The organism is Longispora sp. NPDC051575 (assembly GCF_040681875.1).
Lineage (GTDB): Bacteria > Actinomycetota > Actinomycetes > Mycobacteriales > Micromonosporaceae > Longispora.
In genome coordinates this window covers 595,785-618,366 of record NZ_JBFAZP010000003.1, presented here as the reverse complement: position 1 = coordinate 618,366, position 22,582 = coordinate 595,785, and the positions used below count along the sequence as shown (strand labels likewise).

20 protein-coding genes are annotated in these 22,582 nt (G+C 73.8%); 11 read left to right on the top strand and 9 right to left on the bottom strand.

The features are described 5' to 3' along the window. Nucleotides 1-38: 38 nt before the first annotated feature. Entirely contained in the window at nt 39-2,879 is a 2,841-nt protein-coding gene (locus tag AB0M43_RS10205) for a M36 family metallopeptidase (protein WP_363723013.1), read from the bottom strand. A gap of 296 nt (nt 2,880-3,175) precedes the next feature. On the opposite strand from AB0M43_RS10205, the gene AB0M43_RS10200 reads away from it, so the two are divergent. After that, complete coding sequence (locus AB0M43_RS10200; protein WP_363723011.1) at nt 3,176-3,550, top strand: hypothetical protein; 375 nt, start codon at nt 3,176-3,178, stop codon at nt 3,548-3,550. Nucleotides 3,551-3,652: 102 nt separating this feature from the next. Here the strand turns inward: AB0M43_RS10200 and AB0M43_RS10195 are convergent, their stop codons facing one another. Further along, nucleotides 3,653-4,528: a sigma-70 family RNA polymerase sigma factor gene (locus AB0M43_RS10195; RefSeq protein ID WP_363723009.1), complete on the bottom strand. Its 876-nt coding sequence runs from the start codon at nt 4,526-4,528 to the stop codon at nt 3,653-3,655. 319 nt (nt 4,529-4,847) lie between these two features. Between AB0M43_RS10195 and AB0M43_RS10190 the strand changes: the two genes are divergently transcribed. After that, entirely contained in the window at nt 4,848-6,395 is a 1,548-nt protein-coding gene (locus tag AB0M43_RS10190; RefSeq protein ID WP_363723007.1) for a S1 family peptidase, read from the top strand. A gap of 60 nt (nt 6,396-6,455) precedes the next feature. Here AB0M43_RS10190 and AB0M43_RS10185 read toward each other — a convergent pair whose 3' ends face one another. Together AB0M43_RS10185 and AB0M43_RS10180 are read right to left on the bottom strand one after the other, a co-directional pair. Continuing rightward, nucleotides 6,456-6,845: a VOC family protein gene (locus AB0M43_RS10185; RefSeq protein ID WP_363723005.1), complete on the bottom strand. Its 390-nt coding sequence runs from the start codon at nt 6,843-6,845 to the stop codon at nt 6,456-6,458. Beyond that, nucleotides 6,842-7,129, bottom strand: a complete 288-nt coding sequence (locus tag AB0M43_RS10180; protein ID WP_363723003.1) for a metalloregulator ArsR/SmtB family transcription factor — start codon at nt 7,127-7,129, stop codon at nt 6,842-6,844. Before AB0M43_RS10180 ends, AB0M43_RS10185 begins: the two co-directional genes overlap by 4 nt. A gap of 179 nt (nt 7,130-7,308) precedes the next feature. Here AB0M43_RS10180 and AB0M43_RS10175 point away from each other — a divergent pair, with 179 nt between their 5' ends. Further along, complete coding sequence (locus AB0M43_RS10175; protein ID WP_363723001.1) at nt 7,309-10,527, top strand: PQQ-dependent sugar dehydrogenase; 3,219 nt, start codon at nt 7,309-7,311, stop codon at nt 10,525-10,527. 139 nt (nt 10,528-10,666) lie between these two features. On the opposite strand, the gene AB0M43_RS10170 is transcribed toward AB0M43_RS10175, so the two are convergent. Continuing rightward, nucleotides 10,667-10,999, bottom strand: a complete 333-nt coding sequence (locus tag AB0M43_RS10170) for a helix-turn-helix domain-containing protein (protein WP_363723000.1) — start codon at nt 10,997-10,999, stop codon at nt 10,667-10,669. 87 nt (nt 11,000-11,086) lie between these two features. Between AB0M43_RS10170 and AB0M43_RS10165 the strand changes: the two genes are divergently transcribed. Further along, nucleotides 11,087-12,082: a zinc-dependent alcohol dehydrogenase family protein gene (locus AB0M43_RS10165; RefSeq protein WP_363722999.1), complete on the top strand. Its 996-nt coding sequence runs from the start codon at nt 11,087-11,089 to the stop codon at nt 12,080-12,082. A gap of 78 nt (nt 12,083-12,160) precedes the next feature. Here the strand turns inward: AB0M43_RS10165 and AB0M43_RS10160 are convergent, their stop codons facing one another. Together AB0M43_RS10160 and AB0M43_RS10155 are read right to left on the bottom strand one after the other, a co-directional pair. Next, nucleotides 12,161-12,634 carry a dihydrofolate reductase gene (locus tag AB0M43_RS10160; protein WP_363722998.1) on the bottom strand — a complete coding sequence of 158 codons (474 nt, stop codon included), beginning with the start codon at nt 12,632-12,634 and terminating at the stop codon, nt 12,161-12,163. Beyond that, the gene (locus AB0M43_RS10155; RefSeq protein ID WP_363722997.1) at nt 12,631-13,428 is read right to left on the bottom strand and encodes a thymidylate synthase; all 798 of its coding nucleotides are present in this window, start codon (nt 13,426-13,428) and stop codon (nt 12,631-12,633) included. The genes AB0M43_RS10160 and AB0M43_RS10155 overlap by 4 nt, the downstream gene beginning before the upstream one ends. Before the next feature lie 100 nt (nt 13,429-13,528). Here AB0M43_RS10155 and AB0M43_RS10150 point away from each other — a divergent pair, with 100 nt between their 5' ends. From AB0M43_RS10150 to AB0M43_RS10140, 3 genes are all read left to right on the top strand, one after another. Further along, nucleotides 13,529-14,200 (top strand): TetR/AcrR family transcriptional regulator, encoded by a 672-nt coding sequence (locus tag AB0M43_RS10150; protein WP_363722995.1) that lies wholly within the window; start codon nt 13,529-13,531, stop codon nt 14,198-14,200. A 78-nt stretch (nt 14,201-14,278) separates the two neighbouring features. Continuing rightward, nucleotides 14,279-14,719 (top strand): GNAT family N-acetyltransferase, encoded by a 441-nt coding sequence (locus AB0M43_RS10145; protein WP_363722993.1) that lies wholly within the window; start codon nt 14,279-14,281, stop codon nt 14,717-14,719. Nucleotides 14,720-14,983: 264 nt separating this feature from the next. After that, nucleotides 14,984-15,949 carry an NAD(P)-dependent alcohol dehydrogenase gene (locus AB0M43_RS10140; protein WP_363722991.1) on the top strand — a complete coding sequence of 322 codons (966 nt, stop codon included), beginning with the start codon at nt 14,984-14,986 and terminating at the stop codon, nt 15,947-15,949. A 184-nt stretch (nt 15,950-16,133) separates the two neighbouring features. On the opposite strand, the gene AB0M43_RS10135 is transcribed toward AB0M43_RS10140, so the two are convergent. Together AB0M43_RS10135 and AB0M43_RS10130 are read right to left on the bottom strand one after the other, a co-directional pair. After that, the gene (locus AB0M43_RS10135) at nt 16,134-16,577 is read right to left on the bottom strand and encodes a hypothetical protein (protein ID WP_363722989.1); all 444 of its coding nucleotides are present in this window, start codon (nt 16,575-16,577) and stop codon (nt 16,134-16,136) included. A gap of 8 nt (nt 16,578-16,585) precedes the next feature. Further along, entirely contained in the window at nt 16,586-16,930 is a 345-nt protein-coding gene (locus tag AB0M43_RS10130) for a hypothetical protein (protein ID WP_363722987.1), read from the bottom strand. Nucleotides 16,931-17,108: 178 nt separating this feature from the next. Here AB0M43_RS10130 and AB0M43_RS10125 point away from each other — a divergent pair, with 178 nt between their 5' ends. From AB0M43_RS10125 to AB0M43_RS10110, 4 genes are all read left to right on the top strand, one after another. After that, on the top strand, nt 17,109-17,816 hold the full coding sequence (locus AB0M43_RS10125) for a hypothetical protein (protein ID WP_363722985.1): 708 nt from the start codon (nt 17,109-17,111) through the stop codon (nt 17,814-17,816). Further along, entirely contained in the window at nt 17,813-19,390 is a 1,578-nt protein-coding gene (locus AB0M43_RS10120) for a protein kinase (RefSeq protein ID WP_363722983.1), read from the top strand. The genes AB0M43_RS10125 and AB0M43_RS10120 overlap by 4 nt, the downstream gene beginning before the upstream one ends. 134 nt (nt 19,391-19,524) lie before the next feature. Next, a complete protein-coding gene (locus AB0M43_RS10115) occupies nt 19,525-20,121 on the top strand; it encodes a TetR/AcrR family transcriptional regulator (RefSeq protein ID WP_363722981.1) in 597 nt (198 codons plus the stop codon). 97 nt (nt 20,122-20,218) lie between these two features. Next, nucleotides 20,219-22,420, top strand: a complete 2,202-nt coding sequence (locus AB0M43_RS10110; RefSeq protein WP_363722979.1) for an MMPL family transporter — start codon at nt 20,219-20,221, stop codon at nt 22,418-22,420. Nucleotides 22,421-22,582 lie beyond the last annotated feature (162 nt).

The following is a 22,582-nucleotide window of genomic DNA, read 5'->3' as shown; positions in this document are numbered from 1 at the left end:
CCGGGCTCAGGAGGACCACTGAGCCCGGCGGGGCCACGTCAGCTCAGGGCGCCGTGCACGCCGAGCTCGCTCGCCGACACGTAGGTGCACGCGGAGAAGTTCCCCGGGCACACGCCGCCGATGTCGCCGAGCTGGGTGCCGACCATCGTGAACCGCAGGTACCGCACGCCCGTGCCGGTGCCCGCCGTCGGCACGACCGCGTTGGTGCGGTGCCGGTCCGCCGGCCCGAAGTGCCCGGCGGCGGCCGTCTGCCACGCCTGGCCGTCGGCGGACGTCTCGACCGTGTAGTCGCCGACCGAGGCGCTGCCGCCGAGCCCGCACGAGGACGCCGGGTCGATCAGGAACTCCGCGACCGTGACCGCGTCGGGCAACTTCACCGTGACGCTGCGCGGGGCGATCCCGTTGCCCTGCGCCACGACGTCGCTGACCCAGCCGTTGCCGGGGGACTGGTCGATCATGTTGCCCGGCCCGCAGCCGTCGGCCGTGAAGTCCTGGCCGGTGGACGCGGTGACCGCACCGCCGCCGGACCGCGAGGCCCAGTTGCGGGTGAGCGACCAGTCCGTGGTGTTGGCGCCGGTGTTCACCGACACCGCCGAGCTGCGCTGGTCGTAGCCGGCGGCGCTGGCCGACACCTTCGGGTACGTGCCGGCCGTGATGTTGTTGATCACGTACTTGCCGGCGGTGTCGGTGACCGCCGTGTACGCCCCGGCGAAGCTGGACCGGTGCCCGCCGAACACGACGACCGCCCCGGTGAGCGGCTTGCCCGTACCCGTGTCGGTGACCGTGCCGGTCAGGGAGCCGCGCGGCGTGTTCGGGCCCGGCGGCAGGCTGAAGTCCTCGGCCGGCGTGGTGTCGTCGCCGTCGAGCGTGCCGGCGAACCAGCCCATGCCGCGCGCCGCGAACACCTTCCAGATCGCGGCCTGGTGCTTGCCGCCGCCCACGATGTTGTCGGCGCGCAGGATCGCGTTGCGCTGGTCCAGGAAGGACGGGTTGGCCGGGGACAGCTCCATGCCCCGGGTGACCAGGTTGCGGGTCAGCTCGCTGCCGAGCGCGGTCCGCAGGTCCCACAGGGTCTCGCCCCAGATCTCGCCGTCGGCGTGCACCTCCGGCCCGGCCGTGATCTTCCCGAACTTCCCGTAGGTGTACCCGCCGCCCGGGCACTTCGGCGAGGCGGGCCCGACCGGGCAGTCCAGGGGCTGGGTGCGCAGCAGGTTCGCGCCCGCGCCCAGGTACTTGCCGAGCTGGATCTCGCCCGGGGCCGCCGTGTCGGGGAACAGCCCCTTGCTGGCCAGCAGGTCCATCGCGTACCAGTCGCTCCACGCCTCGCCCATCGAGCCGGCCTGGATCCCGCCGAGGGTGGACACCCCGTTGGCGTCGACGACGAGCCGGTTGGACAACCCGTGGGTGTACTCGTGGTAGACCACGTCGGCCACGTCGCCGGAGTTGCCGGCCAGGAACGGGTCGTCCGGGTTGGTGGGGCTGTGGAACAGGTACATCCGCATCTGGGGCGAGATCCCGTCGGGGAACGTCGCCATGTTCGCGTTGTCGATGTGGTCGGCGTCGGGCAGCCCGTCGGCCGTGTTGGCCCCGTCGAGGCCCCGGATCTGGACGGCGTCGTTGTCCTTGGCCTCGAAGTTGCCGGCGGCGCTGGTGAAGCCGATCGGCGCGGCGGCCAGGTGGTCGTGGAACGTGCCCGCGAACGCCAGCAGCTGCACCGCGTTCTGCTTCGCGTTCTTCTGCCACGAGTTGGCCACGGCCGGGTTCCACGAACACGGGTACTGCGCCGAGCACGGCGGCCCGACCGCCTGGTTGAAGTTGGTGAACGGGTAGTTCCACTTGCCGGGCGCGCTCGGCCCGACCTCCTCGCCCGGGTCGGCGGCGGCGTTGTCGTTGAGGTCGAGGTAGACGTGCGCGACGTTCCCCTTCAGGGTCGCCGACCCGGCCGGCAGCCAGCCCGGCTTCGTGAAGTCGCGGGACACCTGCTGGCCGCCCTTCGCGGCACCGGGGTAGTTCTCCCAGGTCGTGCCGGAGTCGTGGTGGGTCAGGTTGCGGCGGAGCAGCACCCAGCCGGTCCGCGCGTCCACCACGTGCAGGTACGCCGCGCCCCGCAGCGTCGTCTGCCAGCCGAGCCGGGGGCCCGTCGCGGTCTGGAACACCACGAGCTGGGCCCGGTCGCCGTTGCCGAACTGGGTGGCCCGCTCCGGGCCGTCGGTGCCGTCGCCGGAGCCGGACACCGGCGCGCCGTGCACGTCCTTCGCGGCGGCGGCGCGGGCGGCGGCGGCGGTCAGGGTCGCCGGTTCGAGCTTCGCGGGCAGGTCCGCCAGGGGCGAGCCGTCGATCTGGATCAGCTCGCCGGCCTTCGTGACGTGCGCCTTGACGCCGTTGCCGTACACGGGCACGCCCGCGACGCGCTGGACGTAGTGCAGGTGGTGGGTGCCGGCGATGTCCACGTAGTCCTTGCGGAGCGTGAGCCCGGCGACGGCCGCCGGGGTCAGCCCGAACTCGTCGGCGTGCGCGCGCAGGTAGTCGAGCGCGACCGTGCCCGCCTCCGCGCGGGCCGGGCCGGTGAGGAAGCCGTCGAGCCGGGTGACGAGCCTCGGGGTACCGGTCAGCGGGTCGATGTCCACGATGCCCTGGGTACCGAGGGACTCGCGCAGCGCCTGCACCCGGGCGTACGCGGCGGCGCGGTCGGGGGCCGCGCGGCCCGCTCCGGTTCGGGCGTCGTAGTCCGGCGGTCGTTCGCCCCGGGTCGCGCCGCCCGGGGTGGTCGGCGGGTCGGCCCGCGCGACGGTCGGCTGCAGCCAGGCGCCCAGCACCGCCAGTACGGCGACGCCGGTCGCGGCTCGTCGCCGCGAGAAGAACGCGAAAGGTGTACGCACAGAGCCTCCTCGACGTGGCGGCCGCACAGCGCTACCGCACCAGCGGGGACTCTATTGACAATTACGGCATAAATCCGTACTTTGCGGATTCAGCCGGTCCGGGGCCGGTCGGATGCTCACCGCCCCCCTGACATCCCCCGAACAACGGACATCGACCCACGCCGGTCGCTTCCGGGCCCCGAACAGGGCGGACGGCCCCCGACCGGCGGGGAGCGGGCCGGACGGCACCCCTCGTTTTCACCCTTGGCCTGCGGTCGCGGGTTGAAGAAAGCCCAGCGTGACCCCATGATCCAGACGTGGAACCGACCCTGTGCGACATATGTGGACGGGTCCTCGCGGCCTCCCAGGCCCGTACGGCCCTGGTCCCGGACTCCTCGGCGGTGCACCCGACCCGCCCGCACCTCGACGGCCTGCGCCCGGTCACGGCGTGCGGCGCGAACCACCTCGCGGCCGTCACCGCCGAGCTCGCCACCCGGGACTGGGTCGACGAGGAACTCTGGGCCGGCCAGATCATCCGCGCGCTGAACGCGGCGGTCCCGGACGCGCTCGGCGGCGACGACCTGGCCCGGGCGACGGCCCTGACCCGCGACCAGATCGAGCGGGCCGTGACCTGGCACAACACCCAGGTCCGCCGGTGCGACCTGACCGGCTTCGGCCCGCTGCCACTCTGACCCGTCCCGCGCGGGCGGACGGCCTCGATCAGCGCCCTGCCTCGACCAGCGGCCGGCCCGGCGCCCTCCGCCCGCGCGGATCCGGGGGCGCCCGGCCGGGCCTCAGTCGTCCAGCACCGTGAGGTCCAGCTCCCCGATGGTCGCCTTCTCGCCGACCAGGTCGATCGCGGAGATCCGACCGGCCACGATGGTGAACCGCAGCACCACCTTGGGCTTGCCGCCCGGCGCCCACGTCGCCCCGAACACCCCGTCGATGAGGGCGACCTTCGCCGCGGCGGCGCGCCCGTTGAAGTAGGTCGCCACGTCGAAGGCGCCCCGCGTGACACTCGTCGAGCCCAGCGCCACGGCGCCGCTGTCGGCCCGGACGACGACGTCGGGGTCGAGGACCTCCAGCAGGGCGGCGAAGTCCCCGCCGCGCGCGGCCGCGAGGAACGCGCGCACGATCTCGCGCTGCCGGGCCGGTTCGGTCTCGGGGGCGGGGTCCGCGCCCTGGACCCGGCGGCGGGCCCGGCTGGCGAGCTGCCGGGCGGCGGCCGGGGTCTTGCCCACGATCGGGGCGATCTCGTCGAAGGACACCGCGAACAGGTCGTGCAGGACGAACGCGAGCCGTTCGGCGGGGGCCAGGGTCTCCAGCACGACGAGCAGCGCGAGCCCGACCGCGTCGGCCCGCACGGCCTGCTGTTCCGGGTCGACCCCGTCCTCGGGGTCGGCGACCGGTTCGACGACGCGGGACTCCAGGGACTCCTCGCGCCGGGTCTTCCGGGAGCGCAGCATGTCCAGGCACACCCGGCCGACGACCGTGGTCAGCCAGCCGCCCAGGTTCTCCACCCCGTCGGTGTCGGAGCGGCTGAGCCGGATCCAGGCCTCCTGCACGGCGTCGTCGGCCTCGGTGTGCGAGCCGAGCATCCGGTAGGCGACCGCCCGCAGGTGGGTGCGGTTGGCCTCGAACCGCTCGGCCAGCACGTCGTGTTCGTCCATCGGGCACTTCCCCGTTCGTCGTCGCGTTCCGTCGCACCACTGACGCGCCGGCGCGCGCTGTTGTGACAGGGAGGCCCGCTCGGCGGCCAACCAAGATCATAAGAGCCGAAGATCCAGACCGGGGCCCATGGGGGTACGCGGCCCGCGCGGTGACCCTCGGTGTAACTCTTATGCCCGGAGTACCCCTCAATGGTGGTATTTCCGATGCCCCTGCGTGAGGACAAGGGTTTCCCCTGTATCGGCCCGCCCCGGTGCGCGGCGATGCTGGGCGGCACCCGCGCTCGGGGGAAGGCGCGTCCGTCGAACCCTGGAGTCCCGCATGTCCCGAACCCGCACCGCCGCCCTCGCCGCCTGCCTGCTCGCCACCGTGGTGGGGACGTTCGGGTCGGCCCCCGCCGGGGCGGCCCCGCCCGGCGCACCCGCCCCGGTTTCCTCCCCGGGCGGCGACGCGGCCGTCGCGTCGCCCGGCATGCTCGCCGCGATGCGCCGCGACCTCGGCCTCAGCGCCGACCAGGCCCGCGACCGGATCGCCCGCGAGTCCGCCGCCCGGCGCACCGCCGCCGACGTCCGGCGGGCGCTCGGCGACCGGCACGCCGGCGTCTGGTACGACGCGGAGGCCGGCGCGCTCGCCGTCGCGGTCACCGACCGGGCCGCCGCCGAGCGGGCCCGCGCGGCCGGGGCCCGCCCGACCCTGGTGCGCCACGACCAGCGGCACCTCGACCGGGCCGGGGCGGCCGTCGCGGCGCTCGTCGGCCGGGACCACCCGTCCGGGGTCAACGGCTGGGGCACCGACGCCCGCGCCAACGCCGTCGTCGTGACCCTCGACCGCACCACCGCCCCGGCGGGGCTGGCGGCCCGGCTCAGAGCCCTCGACGGGGCCGTCACCGTGGTCGAGACCGACTCCTCGCCCCGGCAGCAGGGCGGGGACGTCCGGGGCGGGGACGCGTGGCGGCCCGGCACGGAGACCAACTGTTCGATCGGGTTCGCCGCCACCGGACCGGGCGGCAGCAGACACTTCCTGACCGCCGGGCACTGCACGAACGACTACCCGACGAGCCAGGCCGCCTACGGCAAGGACGGCACCCAGCTCGGCGTCTCCGGCGCCAGCACCAACGGCGCGACCGGCGACTACGGCCGGGTCGACGTCACCGCGGCCGGCTGGAACCTGTCGGCCACGGTCAACGGCTACGGCAACGGCGACGTCATGGTCACCGGCACCGGGGACACGGTCGTCGGCCAGTCCGTGTGCCGGTCGGGCCAGACGACCCAGTGGCACTGCGGCACCGTCACCGAGGTCGACTACTCCGCCGTGTACGGCTCGCTGACCGTCAACGGCCTCGTCAAGACCGACGCCTGCTCGGAGGCCGGCGACTCCGGCGGCTCCTGGGTCTCGGGCAGCACCGCCGTCGGCCTGCACGAGGGCGGCACCACGAACGGCTGCCACGTCAGCACCCACGTCGCGTACTTCCAGCCGGTCGGCGAGGCGCTCGCCGCCTACGGCCTGACCCTCTACACCGGAGCCGCGACCCCGACCCCCACCCCGGTCCCGGCCGGGTGCACCGGCTACCAGTCCAGCTACTCCGGTTCCCTGACCGGCACGACGACCTCCCAGTTCCAGCCGAACGGCACCTACTACCAGACCACGGTGTCCGGCACCCACAAGGCGTGCCTGCGCGGCCCGGCCGGCGCGGACTTCGACCTGTTCCTGCAGAAGTGGAACGGCAGCGCCTGGACCACGGTGGCCACGTCGAACGGGTCGACCTCGGAGGAGAGCGTGACCTACACCGGCGCCGCCGGGTACTACGTCTACAAGGTCGTCGCCGACAGCGGCACCGGAAGCTACACCCTGGCGGTGACGAAGCCCTGACCGGCGCGGACGGCCGGCGCCGGCCCACCCGGGACCCCGGGCGGGCCGGCGCCGCCGGGTCTAGTTCATCTGCATCAGCTGGATGAGGTTGCCGCAGGTGTCGTCGAGGACGGCCGTGGTGACCGGCCCCATCACCGTCGGCGGCTGGGTGAACTCCACGCCCAGCCCGGTCAGCCGTTCGTACTCCGCCCGCACGTCGGTGACGGCGAACTGGGTGAACGGGATCCCGTCGGCCACGATCGCCGTCTTGAACTGCTTCGAGGCCGGGTGCTCGTCGGGCTCCAGCAGCAGTTCGACCCCGTCGGGGCGCTCGGGCGACACCACGGTCAGCCAGCTGTGGCCGTTGCCGAGGGGGACGTCGGTCTTCTTCACGAAGCCGAGTACCTCCGTGTAGAAGCGCAGGGCCTTGGCCTGGTCGTCCACCCAGACGCTGCACACGTTGACGATCATGTTGGCTCCTCAGTGTTCCGCCCCCGCCACCTGTCGGCGAGGCGCTCCAGCGGTCCGGTGTCGATGTCGTGGAACTTGTACCGCCCCTGCCTGCGGGACCGCACCAGCCCGGCCGCCTCCAGCACGTCGAGGTGCTGCGAAACCGCCTGCCGGGAGGAGGCGAGCTGGTGCTTCATCGCGAGCCGGGAGCAGAGCTCGAACAGGGTCTGCCCGTCGCGCTCCGCCAGCTCGTCGAGGATCAGGCGGCGCGTGGGATCCGCCAGCGCCTTGAAGATGTCTCCCACCCGGCCATCATAGGCAAGTAATCACTTGCCTATGCGAGGTCGGGCCAGGTTTCTGCGGGGGAGGAATGCAATTTGGGACGCCGGGGGAGCTATCTCCGAAGTCAATCCCGACTAATGACGCCTATGGGAGCATCTAGGCGCTGTCCGAGGAGAGTCCGCCGCGCTGGAGGTCCGTCCCGATGCACCGTTCGCCCCGCGCGTCGCGTACCCGTCGGCTGGTTGTCGTCGTTCTGGGGCTCGTTCTGGTCGTGCTGGGGTTGCCCCGGCCCGCGCTGGCCGCCGTGCCCACCGGCTTCTCCGAGTCGGTCGTGGCCGCGCCCACCGCGCCGACGGCGATGGAGTTCGCCCCCGACGGCCGGCTGTTCGTGTCCGAGCAGGCCGGCACGCTGCGCGTCGTCAAGAACGGGGCGATGCTGCCGACGCCGTTCGTGACCGTGGACACCGACGCGCAGAGCGAACGCGGCCTGCTCGGCATCGCCTTCGACCCGGCGTTCGCGACCAGCCACTTCGTGTACGTGTACTACACGGCCAAGCTCCCCGCCAGCCACAACCGGGTCAGCCGGTTCACGGCCAACGGCGACACCGCCGTCCCCGGCAGCGAACAGGTCCTGATCGAACTGCCGACCCTGGGCGCCCTGGTGCACAACGGCGGCGACATCCACTTCGGCACCGACGGCAAGCTCTACGTGCCCGTCGGGGACAACGCCTCGCCGTCCAGGGCGCAGCTGCTGACCAGCCCGCTCGGCAAGATCCTCCGGTTCAACGCCGACGGCACCATCCCGGCCGACAACCCGTTCCACGCCCAGACCACCGGCATCAACCAGGCCATCTGGGCGCTCGGGCTGCGCAACCCGTTCACGGCGGCCGTCCAGCCGGGCACCGGCCGGTACTACGTCAACGACGTCGGCGAGCACACCTGGGAGGAGGTCAACGAGGTCACGGCCGGCGCGAACCTCGGCTGGCCGACCGTCGAGGGCCCGTCGACCGACCCGCGTTTCACGGCCCCCCTGTTCGCCTACGGGCACGGCACCACCGCCACCACCGGCTGCTCGATCGCCGGCGGCGTGTTCTACGACCCGGCGACGGCCCGGTTCCCGGCGCAGTACGTGGGCCAGTACTTCTTCGGCGACTACTGCGGCTCCTGGGTCCGCCAGCTGAACCCGGCCAACGGCACGGTCACCCCGTTCGGGACCGGCTTCCGGTTCGTCGTCGACCTCGCGGTGTCCCCGGACGGATACCTCTACGTCCTGACCCGCGCCGACCGCGACCCCGCCCGGGTCCGGCGGATCTCCTACGACGCCGCCCTGCCGCCGACCGTCACCACCGACCCCGCGCCCCGGACCGTGTCCCTGGGCGACCCGGCCTCGTTCACGGTGTCGGCGAGCGGGACCCCGCCGCTGGCGTACCAGTGGCAGCGCGACGGCGTGGACATCCCCGGCGCGACCTCGGCCACCTTCACGATCGCCGCCACCACCCTCGCCGACGACAACGACGTGTTCCGGGTCCGGGTGACCAACGCGCACGGGACCGCCGTCAGCGCGGGAGCCCGGCTGCGGGTCCTCGACAACCGGCCGCCCGTCGCCACCATCGACCAGCCGGCGTCCGGCGCGCGGTACAGCGCGGGGGACACCGTCACCTACTCCGGCGGCGGCGCGGACCCCGAGAACGGCCCCCTGCCGCCGTCCGCCCTGACCTGGGAGGTCGTCTTCCACCACGACGACCACGTGCACCCGTTCCTCGGCCCGGTCACCGGTCAGGCGTCGGGTACCTTCGTCGTCCCGACCGTGGGGGAGGTGTCGGCGAACGTCTTCTACCGGATCCACCTGACCGCCACCGACGCCGCCGGGCTCACCCACCACGTCGTCCGCGACATCCACCCCAACACGGTGCAGGTGACCCTGGCGTCCACCCCGTCCGGGCTGCGGCTCACGCTCGACGGGCAGCCCGTCACCACCCCGCACACGGTGACCGGGGTGGTGGGCATGACCCGCGAGCTGGGCGTCGTGTCCCCGCAGGACGGGCGGGAGTTCTCCTCCTGGTCGGACGGCGGCGCGGCCACCCACCCGGTCACGCTGCCGGCGGCCCCGGTCACGTACACGGCCGCGTTCACCGCCCCGGCCGGGATCACGTTCCGGGCCGCCGCGTCGAACGGGTCGGACGCCGGCCGCAACAGCGTCACCATCGCCAAGCCGACCGGCACCGCGCCCGGGGACGTGATGGTCGCGGCCATCGTGGTCAACGGCCAGGCCCCGGGCCTCGGCACGCCCGCCGGCTGGACCCTGGTCCGGGAGGACAGCATCGCCGGCCGGCTGCGGCAGGCCGTCTACACCCGGGTCGCGGGCGGCACCGAACCGGCCGCCTACACCTGGACCCTGACCTCGGACTTCCGCAGGCTGGCCGGCGGCATCTCCTCCTACCAGGGCGTCGACCAGAACCAGTCGGTCGACGTCTCCGCCGCCACCGTCGACACCACGGCGGACACGGCGGTCGAGGCGCCCTCGGTCACCACCACCGTGCCCGGCACCCGGCTGCTGCACCTCGCCGCCGTCAACGCCGAGGGCGGCCTCACCCCGCCGGCGGGCCTGACCGAACGGTACGAGGCCTCCTCACCCAACCCGACCGACACCCGCGACGCCCTCGCCGGGGCGTCCGACGCGGCCCAGCCGACCGCCGGCGCGACCGGGGTCCGGACGGCCACGGCCAGCGCCGCCGGGGTGCACATCGGGGCGCTGGTCGCCCTGCGCCCGGCCGGATCGGTGCCCCCTGCGGGCGGGATCGGCTTCGTGGCCTCCGCCTCCTCGGGTTCCGCCGCCGGCCGGCAGAGCGTCACCGTCGCCCGGCCGGCCGGCACCACCGGCGGGGACGTGCTGGTGGCCTCCGTCGTGGTGAACGCGGACGACGCGCCGCTCACCGCCCCGCCGGGCTGGACCGAGGTCCGGCAGGGCACCGTCCCGGGCGCGCTGCGGCACGCCGTGTACGTGCGGGTCGCCGGGGCGGCCGAACCGGCCGGGTACACGTGGACGGCCACCCAGGTCCGGCGGCTGGCGGCCGGGATCTCCGCCTACCGGGGGGTCGCTCCGGGCAGCCCGGTGGACGTCTCGGGGATCACCGTGGACACCAGCGCGGACACGGCCGTCGAGGCGCCGTCGGTGACGACCACGGTGGCCGGTGCCCGGCTGGTCCACCTGGTCGGGCTCAACGCCGAGGGCGGGGTGACGCCGGCCGGCACCGAGCGGTACGACGTGTCCTCGCCGAATCCGGACCTGCCCCGCGACGCGCTGGCCGAGGCGTCCGACAGCGTGCTGGTGGCCGCCGGGGCGAGCGGGGTGCGGACCGCAACGGCGGCGAACCCGGGGGTGCACATCGGGATCCACGTGGCGCTGCGGCCGGCGCCGTGACCGGGGGCTGAGGATCCACGTGGCCGGTCGGCACGCGTGAGCCGGTTCGGCGGGTGTGCGCCGCCGGGTGCCGGTACCCCTCGGATCGGTTTCTGGGTCTTCGCGATGCGCCCGCCGTCGTGGGGACGACGCGCGGCGGTCACGTCGTCGCGGGCGCCCCGGCCTCCGCCGTGACCAGCGCCGCCAGCAGGCCAGGGAACGCCCCGTCCAGCTCCGTGTCGCGCAGGGCGTTCATCCGGGACGTGCCGACGTAGTACTGCCGGATCACGCCCGCCTCGCGGAGCACCTTGAAGTGGTGGGTGGCCGTGGACTTGCTCACCGGCAGGTCGAAGTCGCCGCACCGGATGTCGGCCCCGGCGGTGGCGAGCTGGGTCACGATGCCGCGCCGCACCGGGTCGACGAGCGCCTCCAGGACCTGCTGGAGGCCGACCTGGGCCAGGTCCGGGTGCGGCGGGGTGCGTCCTTCGTCCATCCGGCCATGGTACGACACCGATCAAAGTTTGACAGCCATCGTACCTTCGTGCTTGAGTCGATCATCCGGCGAGCGAGGGAGTTTGGCGTGGCGAGAACGGTGCGGTTCCACGAGATCGGCGGCCCGGAGGTCCTGCGGCTGGAGGACCTCGACGTGGGCGAACCGGGACCGGGCGAGGTGCGGATCCGGGTGCAGGCGATCGGGGTGAACAGGGCGGAGGCGCTGTTCCGCGGCGGGGTGTACATCGAGAACGTGACCCGCTTCCCGGCCCGGCTCGGCTCCGAGGCGGCCGGCGTCGTCGAGGCCGTCGGCCCCGGAGTCACCGGCTTCGCGCCCGGCCAGGCGGTGAGCACGGTGCCGGCGTTCTCCCAGAACGACTACGGGGTGTACGCCGACCGCGCGCTCGTCCCCGCCGCCGCGCTGCTGCGCCGCCCCGACGGGGTGGACGCGGTGTCCGGCGCGGCCGTCTGGATGCCCTACCTCACCGCGTACGGCGCGCTGGTGGAGGGCGGCATGCGGGCCGGCGACACGGTGGTGCTCACCGCCGCCTCCAGCAGTGTCGGCCTGGCCGCCATCCACACCGCGAACCGGGTCGGCGCCACCCCGATCGCCGTCACCCGGACCGGCGCCAAGCGGGCCCGGCTGCTGGAGGAGGGCGCGGCGCACGTGCTGGTCTCCGACGAGGAGGACGTGCCGGCCCGGGTGCTGGAACTGACCGGCGGCAAGGGTGCCGAGTACGTCTTCGACGCCGTCGCCGGCCCCGGCGTCACCGACCTGGCCCGCGCGGTCGCCCCGGGCGGCACGCTCCTGCTCTACGGCGGGCTGAGCGGCCGGCCGACGCCCTATCCGGGGTTCGACCTGGGCATGCCCGCCCTCAGTGTCCGCACCTACACGGTGCTGGAGACCACGACGGACCCGGAGCGGCTGCGCCGGGGCGCGGCGTACGTCGCCTCGGGGCTGCGGACCGGTGCCTTCCGGCCGGTGGTGGACCGGGTGTTCCCGCTGGAGGACATCGTGGCGGCGCACCGGCACATGGAGGCCGGGGAGCAGGTCGGGAAGATCGTGGTGACGGTGGGGGACTGAGGATCGGGGGCGGGCGCCGGGCCGCCGGGTCGTCGGGGTGCGGCCCGGTATCCGGTTGGTCCCGGCCCGGCGAGGTCCCTACCGGACGTAGGTGACGTGCCGGTAGTGCAGTCCGGTGCTGGACGTCGCCCACTCGGTCGTCCCGGACACCGGCAGGTCCACGGCCGGCGCGGTCACGTCGCCCTCGAAGGACTCCTGGAGTTCCGTCACCTCCACCCGGTCCGCGAACGGCAGTGCCTCGGCGTAGACGGCCGCGCCGCCCATCACCCAGACGTCCCCGGTCGCCGCGTCCAGCGCGGCGGCCAGGGAACCGAACACCTCCGCCCCCGGGGCGGACCAGTCCGGCCGCCGGGTGAGGACCAGGTTGCGCCGGCCGGGCAGCGGACGGAACCGCTCCGGCAGCGAGTCCCAGGTCCGCCGACCCATGATCATGGTGGCGCCGGCGGTCAGGGTGCGGAAGCGCTTCATGTCCTCGGGCAGGTGCCACGGCAGCGCGTTGTCCCGGCCGATCACGCCGTTGGCGGCCTGGGCCCAGATCAGTCCGAGTGTCATACCGCGATCGGGGCCTTGATCGACGGGTGGTGCCGGTAGCCGACGACCTCGAAGTCCTCGTACCGGTAGTCGAACAGCGAGTCCGCCTTGTGCAGGGTGAGCTGCGGGAACTCGTACGCCTCCCGGCTGAGCTGCTCGGTCACCTGGTCGACGTGGTTGTCGTAGATGTGCACGTCGCCACCGGTCCAGACGAAGTCGCCGACCTCCAGGCCGACCTGCTGGGCGATCATGTGGGTGAGCAGCGCGTAGCTGGCGATGTTGAACGGCACGCCGAGGAACAGGTCCGCGCTGCGCTGGTAGAGCTGGCAGGACAGCCGGCCGTCGGCCACGTGGAACTGGAAGAACGCGTGGCACGGCGGCAACGCCATCCGGTGCAGCTCCGCGACGTTCCAGGCCGACACGATCATGCGGCGGGAGTCGGGGTTCTCCCGCAGGGTGGTCAGCAGCTCGCCGATCTGGTCGACGTGCCCGCCGTCGGGGGTCGGCCAGGACCGCCACTGCACCCCGTAGACCGGTCCGAGGTCGCCGTCCGGGGCGGCCCACTCGTCCCAGATCGTCACGCCGTGGTCGCGCATCCACTGCACGTTGCTGTCGCCGCGCAGGAACCACAGCAGCTCGTAGGCGACCGACTTGAAGTGCACGCGCTTGGTCGTGACCAGCGGAAACCCGCGATCCAGAGCGAATCTCATCTGGTACCCGAACACCGAGCGCGTCCCCGTGCCGGTGCGGTCCTCCTTGCGGGTCCCCTTGTCGAGTACGTGCCGGAGGAGGTCCTCGTATTGGGTATCGGGCATCCCGCGAGGGTACAACGCCGCCGGCCGGGGCGCAGGTCAGCGCGCGGTGGTGTCACGGCCGTCACGAACCGATATAACGCGGTTATGGCACCATGGCGGGATGCGTTCCCGACCCGAGGACCCCGATCTGCGCGCCCGGCTGGTGGCGGCCGCCATCCGGCTGCTCGCCGAGGGCGGCCCCGAGGCGTTGCAGGCCCGCCCGCTGGTGGCGGAGGCCGGCACGTCGACCATGGCCGTCTACACCCGGTTCGGCGGCATGCCCGGGGTCGTGGAGGCCGTCGCCGAGGAGGGCTTCCGGCTGCTCGCCGCGCGCCTCGACGCCGTGCCGGAGACGGCCGACCCGGTCGCCGACATCTTCGGGCTCGCGCTGGGCTACCGGCAGGCGGCCCTCGACAACCCGCACCTGTACGGCGTGATGTTCGGCCTCACCGCCCCCGCCGGCCGCCGGGTCCCCACCGTCCAGGTCACCGCCGGGACACCCCAGTTGGGCCAGCGCGCCTTCGAACGCCTCACGGGCGCGGTCCGCCGGGCGTACGACGCGGGCCGGTTCCACGTCGGCGAGCCGTCCTCGGCCGCCGCGCAGCTGTGGAGCGGGCTGCACGGCTTCATCACCCTGGAACTCGCCGGCTACTTCGGCGCCGAGGACGACAGCCTCGCCCAGGTGCTCGCCCCGCTCGGCGCGAACCTGGCGGTCGGGCTCGGCGACGACCTGGAGTCCGCCGCGGCCTCCTCGCTGGCCGGGGCCGGCGCGTGGCTCCGGGAGAACCGGTAGCCCACCGGCCATGCCGTGCGCGGCGCCTTGTCGACCGCTGTCGCCGGCACCGGGCCGGGGCTGTTCTAGCCTGGTGCGATGCACAGCCTCCGCGTCGAACAGCCCGACGACGACCGCCGCCTCGAGGACTGGCGGCAGGTCCACAACGCGATCATCCCGACCCATCCGCTGACCCTCGACGAGGTGCGCGAACGCGCCGGGCGCAACCACCTGGAGGTCGCCTACCTCGACGACGTCGCGGTCGGCTGCTCCACGGTGCGCCCGCCGTCGGGTGGGGAGCCGGCCGTCGTGATCGCCCGGGTGCTGCCCGACTACCGCCGGCGCGGCTTCGGCGCGGAACTGTACGCGCGCGGCCTGGAGCGGGCCCGGGCGCTGGGCGCCGGCCCGGTCGGGACGATCATCCTGGCGTCCAACGTGGACGGGCTCCGGTTCGCGGTGGCGAACGGTTTCGTGGAGGTCGAGCGGTACGTCCTGCCGGGCGACACCATCCCCTACGTCACCCTGACGCTGCCGGCCTGACCCGCTCGGGCTCCCGAGGGCGGCGCCCCGCGTCCGGCCGGCGAGACGGGCCCCACGATCGACGCCCGGCGCGGCCGCGCTCCGCCCGGTCCCACGCCGTCCGGCCCCCACGCCCCCGTGCGCGGTTCTACGCCGCCCGGCGCAGCCGTCCGCCGCCCGGATACCGCCGGGGGAGTACCCCGGTCGCCGCCACCGGACGGACGCGGGCGCGGCCGGTGCTCCGGCAGGCTGGGCGCACCACCCCGGCGACGAATGGGAACACCGATGAAGGCGATCGTCCGAAGCGCGTACGGCCCGCCCGACGTGCTGGAACTCCGCGACGTCGAGGTGCCGGCGGTCGGGGACGACGAGGTGCTGGTCCGGGTCCGGGCGGCCGGCGTCAACCCGTACGACTGGCACCACGTGACCGGCAGGCCGTACATCATGCGGCTGGGCCGGGGGCTGCGGGCGCCGAAGCAGGCGGAGACCGGGGTCGACCTGGCGGGCACGGTGGAGGCCGTCGGCGCGGGGGTGACCCGGTTCCGCCCCGGCGACGAGGTGTTCGGCATGAAGGGCGGCGCGTTCGCCGAGTACGTCGCGGTGCCCGTGGACAGACTCGCCACCAAGCCGGTGAACCTGACGTTCGAGCAGGCGGCGGCCGTGCCGATGGCGGCCATCACCGCGCTGCAGGCCCTGCGGGACGCGGGCAGGATCCAACCCGGTCGACGGGTACTCGTCAACGGCGCCTCCGGCGGGGTCGGCTCCTTCGCGGTCCAGATCGCCCGCTCCCTCGGCGCGGAGGTCACGGCCGTGTGCGCGACGAGGAACGTCGAAGCCGTCCGCGCGCTGGGCGTCGACCACGTGGTGGACCGTACCCGCGAGGACTTCGTCCGGAGTGGACCGTTCGACCTGGTCCTCGACGTGGCGGGCGACCGCACGCTCGCCGACCGCCGGCGGGCCCTGACGCCGACGGGCACCCTGGTCGTGGTCGGCGGGCCCAAGCGGAACCGCTGGATCGGGCCGCTGGGCTCCCTGCTCAGGGCGAACCTGGCCTCGCGGTTCACCGACCAGCGGCTGGTCGGGATGCTGGCGAAGGTGAACCACGCGGACCTGGAGTGCCTGCGCGACCTGATCGAGGCGGGGCGGGTGCGGCCGGTGGTCGAGCGCAGCTACCCGTTGCGCGAGGCCGCCGAGGCCGTCCGGTACGTGGCGGCGGGCCACACCCGGGGCAAAGTCGTCCTCGTGGTCTGACCCCGGCGCGGACGGGCGCCCGCCGCGCCGGGGCCCCGTGCGGTGGGCGGCCCGGCCCGCTCCCGCGACCACGTCCGGTCGGAAGACGTTCCCGGCTCGGCCCCGCACCCCCGATCGCCGTCGCGGGACCGCCGGATCGGGACCGTGGTGGTGGCCGGGGGAGCACCCCGGCCACCACCGCCGGTCAGCAGTGCGTGAGCCTCGGCTGCCAGGTGCCGGGGCCGCCGGTGGTCAGGTACCAGTCGTTGACGTACGCGGGCCCGCTCGCCCGGTACAGCCCCATCCAGTACCTGTAGCTGGGCTTGTCGGCCGCGCCGTCCCCGGTGGTCCAGCAGTCCACCTCCACCGTGTTCCCGTTGTACAGCCGGTAGAGCACCGGGGAACCGTAGTGCGGGGTGGTGCGGACGCCCAGGTAGGAGCCCGCGTTGATGCCGGTCACCTTCGCGCACAGCGACTGGCCGTCGCTGGCCGGGTAGCCCGGGTCGATGTCCCGGCAGTAGCCGATCGCGGTGATCGCCAGACCGGAGGACGGGGCCGCCCGGGCGGCGGTCGGCGCGAGCGCGAGGCCCGTGCCGGCGAGCACGGCGGCCACCGAGGCGGCGGTCCGGCGGGAGCGGAGGATCGTCACCGGGTCCCCTATTCCGCGCACAGGCCGACGCGGGAGGTGTAGCCGGTGGACACCCAGCCGGACCTGCCGTGCTTGCCGCTGTAGACGAACCGGTAGCCCCCGGAGACGTTGTTGGGGTCCCCGGTCACGGTGTCGCCGACGTAGAACAGGCCGAGGACGGTCCCGGATCCCGGCTGGGTCCAGAACCGGACGCCGTCGCCGGTGATCCGGTAGGTGCACACGGCGGTCACGGACCCGGCGCCGGCCGGCGCGGCCGACTGGCCGGTGGACGCGGCGGCGGCCGGAGCGGCCCCGGCGAGGGCGAGGGCGGACACGGCCGCCGCGACCACCACGGTCTTGCGAATGCGTTGCACGTTCACGTCACTACTCCCCGAATGAGTGCGGAAACTGTCCGGTCCACTGTCTACCGTGGCCGACGAAACGGGTACCTGTGACGTCGCAGGTTGACAACGCCACACTTCTGGACAGGTCCACCGGTACCGGCCTAGGATCGGTGGCGAGAACGCCCTGCGACACAGGTGGGGGACCTGGATGCCGGACGACCGCGCAGCGCCCCACACGGTGATCGTCCAGTCCGGCGAGGGCGGCCCGCCGCACCGGATCGCCCCCGGCCAGCGGCTCACGTTCGGCCGTGGCGCCCCCGGCCGGACCCCGGACATCGTGCTGGCCAACCCCGCGGTGTCCCGGCTCGGCGGCGAGGTCGTGGCCCGCGAGGACTACTGGCGGGTCAGCAATTTCAGCGCCGACACCGGCTACGTGGTCGAAAACCTCGAAGGCGCCGGCGAGTACGTGCGGGTGCCGCCCCGCCGGCTCGGCGTCCCCGTCCCGTTCGAACTCAGCCGGCTCGTCCTGCCCGGCGTCGACGGCCGCGCCGAACTGAAGGTGTTCGCCCCCGGCCACGCGTTCGCCGACCTGCCGCCGCCCGGGGTGGCCGGCGAGCCGACCGTGAGCGCGTTCGCCCTGGACGAGACCGCCCGCTACTTCCAGGTCCTCACCGCCCTGTGCGAACCCCGGCTGCGGGACCCGTCGGCGACCCGGATCCCCGGCTCCGAACAGATCGCCGCCCGCCTGGGCCTCGGCGCCAGTGCCGTCGCGTTCCACATCGGCTACCTGGCCGACCACAAGCTGCGGCTGCGCGACCGGGGCGACAGCGGACGGGAGGCCCTCGTCGCGCTGGCCCTGCGGTTCGGCCTCGTCCGCGAGGAGCACCTGGCGCTGCTGCCGCCCGGAAACCCGTGACCGCCGGCTGGGCCGTGCCGGTACCCGTCGGGTTCGAGGTCGCCGGCCACCGGGTGACCGCCCCGCTGGGCACCGGCGCCTGGGGCAGCGTGTACGCCGCCGAGCCGGTCGACCCGGCCGTACCCCCCGACGGGGTGGCTCTGAAGTTCCTGCCCGCCGGGGCGCTGAGCCCCGCCCAGCACGCGCAACTGGCCGAGGTCGTCGCCCGGGAACGCCGCTACGCCACCCGGCTGCGGCACCCCCGGCTGATCCGGACCCGGGCCCTGGCCACCGCCCGCGACCCCGGCGGCCCGCTCGACGGCGCCCCGGTGCTCGTCATGGACCGCGCCCGCACCAGCCTCGCCGAACTCCTCGCCGCCGCCGAACCGGGCGCGCCCCTCCCCGACGCCGGCCGGCTGCTGGCCGAGATCTGCGAGGGGCTGGCGCACATGCACGGCAACGGCCTGGTGCACGGCGACCTCAAGCCGTCCAATGTGCTGCTGGCCGCCGACGGCGGGGTGCGGCTGTCCGACTTCGGGCTGACGGCCGAGCTGGAGGGTACGCACGCCTACGGCCCGCACGGCGGCACCCCCGACTACCTGCCGCCCGAATGGTCGACCGCGCTCCTCGGCGCGCGCGGCGTCCCGACCCGCACCACCCGCGACGTCTGGGCCTTCGGGGTCCTGGCGCACCAGGTGCTGGCGGGCGGGCTGCACCCGTTCCCGGGGCAGACGGGGCGGGCCCGGGCGGGCGCGGCCCTGGGGTACGCGGCCGGCGTCGACGGGCTGCGGCTGTGGCCGGGGATCCCGGCGCCGTGGCGGGCGCTGGTCGCCGACTGCCTGAGCCCGGACCACGCGCGCCGGTCGGCGTTTCCGGCGGCGGAGCTGCTGCGCCGGATCCGGGCGCTGGACGGCGGCGCGCGGACCGGACGCCGGTTCCGCCGGCGACGCGCCCTCGATGTGTCGGGGACCCCGGGCGGCGGGGCGCCGGGGACCGGCCGGTCCTGGTTCGCCGCGCGGACTTCCGCGCCGGGGCGCCCGGGAGTTAGTCGGCTCGTCTGGTCGGTGGTGGCCCTGCTGGCCGTGTGCGCCCTGCTCACCGGCCCGACCGGCGAACCCGCCCCGCCCCGCCGGCTCGCGGTCGGCGACCTGCGGCCCGACGCGGACGTCCCCGCCGTCTACCGGGCGATGATCACGGAGGCGGCGCACCGCTGCCAGCACCCCGACCTGGTCACGCCCGCGCTGGTGGCCGCGATCCTGTTCGTGGAGAGCGGCTTCGACCCGGACGCGCGCCGGCCCAACGGCGACGGCGGACTGGCCATGTGGACGCCGGGCGTCTTCAACTCCTGGGCCGTCGGCGTGCGCGGGCCCCAGCCGAGCATCTTCGACCCGGGCGACGCGATCGCGGTCCTCGGCCTGTACCTGTGCGGCATCGACGCCCGCTTCGCCCACCTGCCCGGCGACCACCACCCGCTGCTCGCGGCGGCCTACGAGTACGGCAGCGGCTCCGTGCTCGCGGCCGGCGGGGTGCCGGAGAAGGCCCGCGCGTTCGTCGACCGGGTCCTGGCGGCCTACGACCGGTACGCGGTCCGCTGAGCGGGTGCGGGGCCCCGTGGACGCGGACGGCTACGCGCTGTGACGTAAGCCATGAACGAAACTGTTTCGTTTCGATGGGGGCCGGGCTAGGCTACTTCCAGTACGGAACAGTTTCGTTTCTCGGGGAGGTCGGCATGCCGGTGGACGCGGGCACGGCGCGACGCGGGCGACTGACCCCGCAACGCGAGGCCGAGCTGTACGAGGCGGTGCTCGACCTGCTGTGCGAGGTCGGCTACGACGCCCTGACCATGGACGCGGTCGCGGCGCGCACCCACTCCAGCAAGGCCACCCTCTACCGCCAGTGGAAGGGCAAGCCCGAACTGGTCGTCCACGCCCTCCGGCACGACAAGCCGGGCGGGGACGTCGCCGCCATCGACACCGGCACGCTGCGGGGTGACCTGCACGCGCTCGTCGACGCCGTGTCCCCCCGCCGGATGGAGCGGGAGAACGCGCTGCGCAGGGCGATGGCGCACGCCGTACACACGAATCCCGACCTCTGCGAGGCCCTCCGCGAACTTCTTGTCGAGCCGGCCGTAGCGGGCGTCGAGGTGCTCCTGCACCGGGCGGTCGGCCGGGGCGAGATCCGCGCGGACGTCCCGGCACTGCCCTTCGTCGCCCACGCCCTGTTCGGGGCGGTCCTGTCCTGGGAGATCATCGAGAACCGCCCGATGACCCCCGACTTCCTCGGTACGTACCTCGACGCGGTGGTCCTGCCCTCGCTCGGCCTCTGACCTACACCCACCAGCCCGATCCACCCGGTAGACGCATGTCCTCGGGCCGGTGCCGCACGTCCGTTTCCGCCCTTCGACCAGATCGGAAGTACCTCCGGTGGCCACTTTCCTGTACCGACTCGGGCGGTTCGCCTTCCGGCGGCGCGGCCTCGTCGCCCTGATCTGGGTGGCGCTCGTCGCGCTCGCCGGATTCGGCGCGGCGACCGCCGCCCCCGCCGCGTCGAGCTCGTTCTCCATCCCCGGCACCGAGGCCCAGAAGGCCTTCGACCTGCTCGACCAGCGCTTCCCCGGCGGCAACGCGGACGGGGCCACCGCCCGGGTCGTCCTCAAGGCGCCGGCCGGCCAGAAGGTCACCGACCCTGCTGCCCGCGCCCAGGTCGACAAGATCGTCGCGGACCTCAAGGGCGGCTCCGACCAGATCGCCGCCGTCGTCGACCCGTACGCCGCGCACGCGGTGAGCAAGGACGACGAGTCGACCGCGTACGTGTCGGTCACCTACAAGGTCAGCGGCATGGAACTCACCGACGAGTCCCGCGAGGCGCTCACCGGCGTCGGCAAGGCCGCCCAGGACGCCGGCTTCACCGTGGAGATCGGCGGCAACGCGCTCCAGGCGATGCCCGAACAGGGCGTCGGCGAACTGATCGGCGTCGCCATCGCCGCGCTCGTCCTGATGATCACCTTCGGGTCGCTGGTCGCCGCAGGCCTGCCGCTGCTGACCGCCATCATGGGCGTCGCCGTCGGCATCTCCTCGATCACCGCCCTGGCCAACGTCCTGGACCTCGGCACCACCACCTCCACCCTGGCCATGATGATCGGCCTCGCGGTCGGCATCGACTACGCCCTGTTCATCGTCTCCCGGTACCGCACCGAACTCGCCCAGGGCCGCGAACCCGAGGACGCCGCCGGCCGGGCGCTCGGCACCGCGGGCTCCGCCGTGGTCTTCGCCGGCCTGACCGTGGTCATCGCCCTCGTCGGCCTGGCCGTCGTCAACATCCCGATGCTCACCAAGATGGGCGCGGCCGCCGCCGGTACCGTCGTCATCGCCGTCCTGATCGCCCTCACCCTGATCCCGGCCCTCCTCGGCTTCGCCGGCCGCAAGGTCATGGGCCGCAAGGCCCGGGCCGCCGTCGCCGAGGGCGCGGAGGAGAAGGAGAACGGTGGCAGCCGCTGGGCCCGGTTCGTGGTCCGCCGCCCGCTCCTGGTGCTGCTCGTCGCCGTCTTCGGACTCGGCGCGCTCGCCATCCCGGCCGCCTCCCTGCAGATGGGCCTGCCCGACGACGGTTCCCAGCCGACGTCGACCACCCAGCGCAAGGCGTACGACCTGCTCTCCGAGGGCTTCGGACCCGGCTTCAACGGGCCGCTGCTCCTCGTCGTCGACGCGGCCGGCAGCACCGACCCGAAGAGCGCCGTCGACAAGGTGTCCCAGCGGATCGGCGCGCTGCCGGACGTGAAGACCGTCGCCCCGGCCACCTTCAACAAGGCGAACGACACCGCGATGATCACGGTCATCCCGGCGTCGAAGCCCTCCTCGGTGGAGACCGAGAACCTCGTGCACGCCATCCGCGACCTCGCGCCCGAACTCAAGGGCGCCACCGGGGCCAGCGTGCTCGTCACCGGCTCCACCGCGATGAACATGGACTTCTCGCAGAAGATGAACGACGCGCTGCTGCCGTACCTGGCGCTCGTCGTCGGGCTCGCGTTCCTGCTGCTGATGCTGGTGTTCCGCTCCATCCTCGTACCCCTCAAGGCCGCTCTGGGTTTCCTGCTCTCGGTCGTCGCCGCCCTGGGAGCCGTCGTCGCGGTGTTCCAGTGGGGCTGGCTGGCCGGCATCATCGGCGTCGAACAGACCGGCCCAATCATGAGCATGATGCCGATCTTCATGATCGGAGTGGTGTTCGGGCTGGCCATGGACTACGAGGTCTTCCTCGTCACCCGGATGCGCGAGGCCTACATCCACGGCGAGACCCCGCAGCAGGCCATCGTGACCGGGTTCCGGCACGGCGCCCGGGTCGTCGCGGCCGCCGCCGTGATCATGATCGCGGTGTTCTCCGGGTTCATCGGGTCGAGTGAGTCGATGGTGAAGATGATCGGCTTCGGGCTCGCCGCGGCCGTGCTGTTCGACGCGTTCATCGTGCGGATGGCGATCGTGCCGGCGGTGCTGGCGCTGCTGGGGCGGTCCGCCTGGTGGTTGCCGCGGTGGCTCGACCGGGTACTGCCGAATGTGGACGTGGAGGGGGAGCGGTTGCAGCAGCGGTTGGCGGCTGAGGCGGACGCGGCCCGGGAACCGGTGGGCGTCTGAGTTCCTGACCGCGAACGGGCAGTATCCTTCCCTGACTAATCCGACCTGCGGTTCTTCATCCGAACGGATGAGGGGCCGCAGGTTTCGTTTCGCCGGGGTGCCCAGCGTCCAGGAGGCCACCGGTGGCGAAACGCGGTGCGCTGGGACCGGTCGCGTTCACTC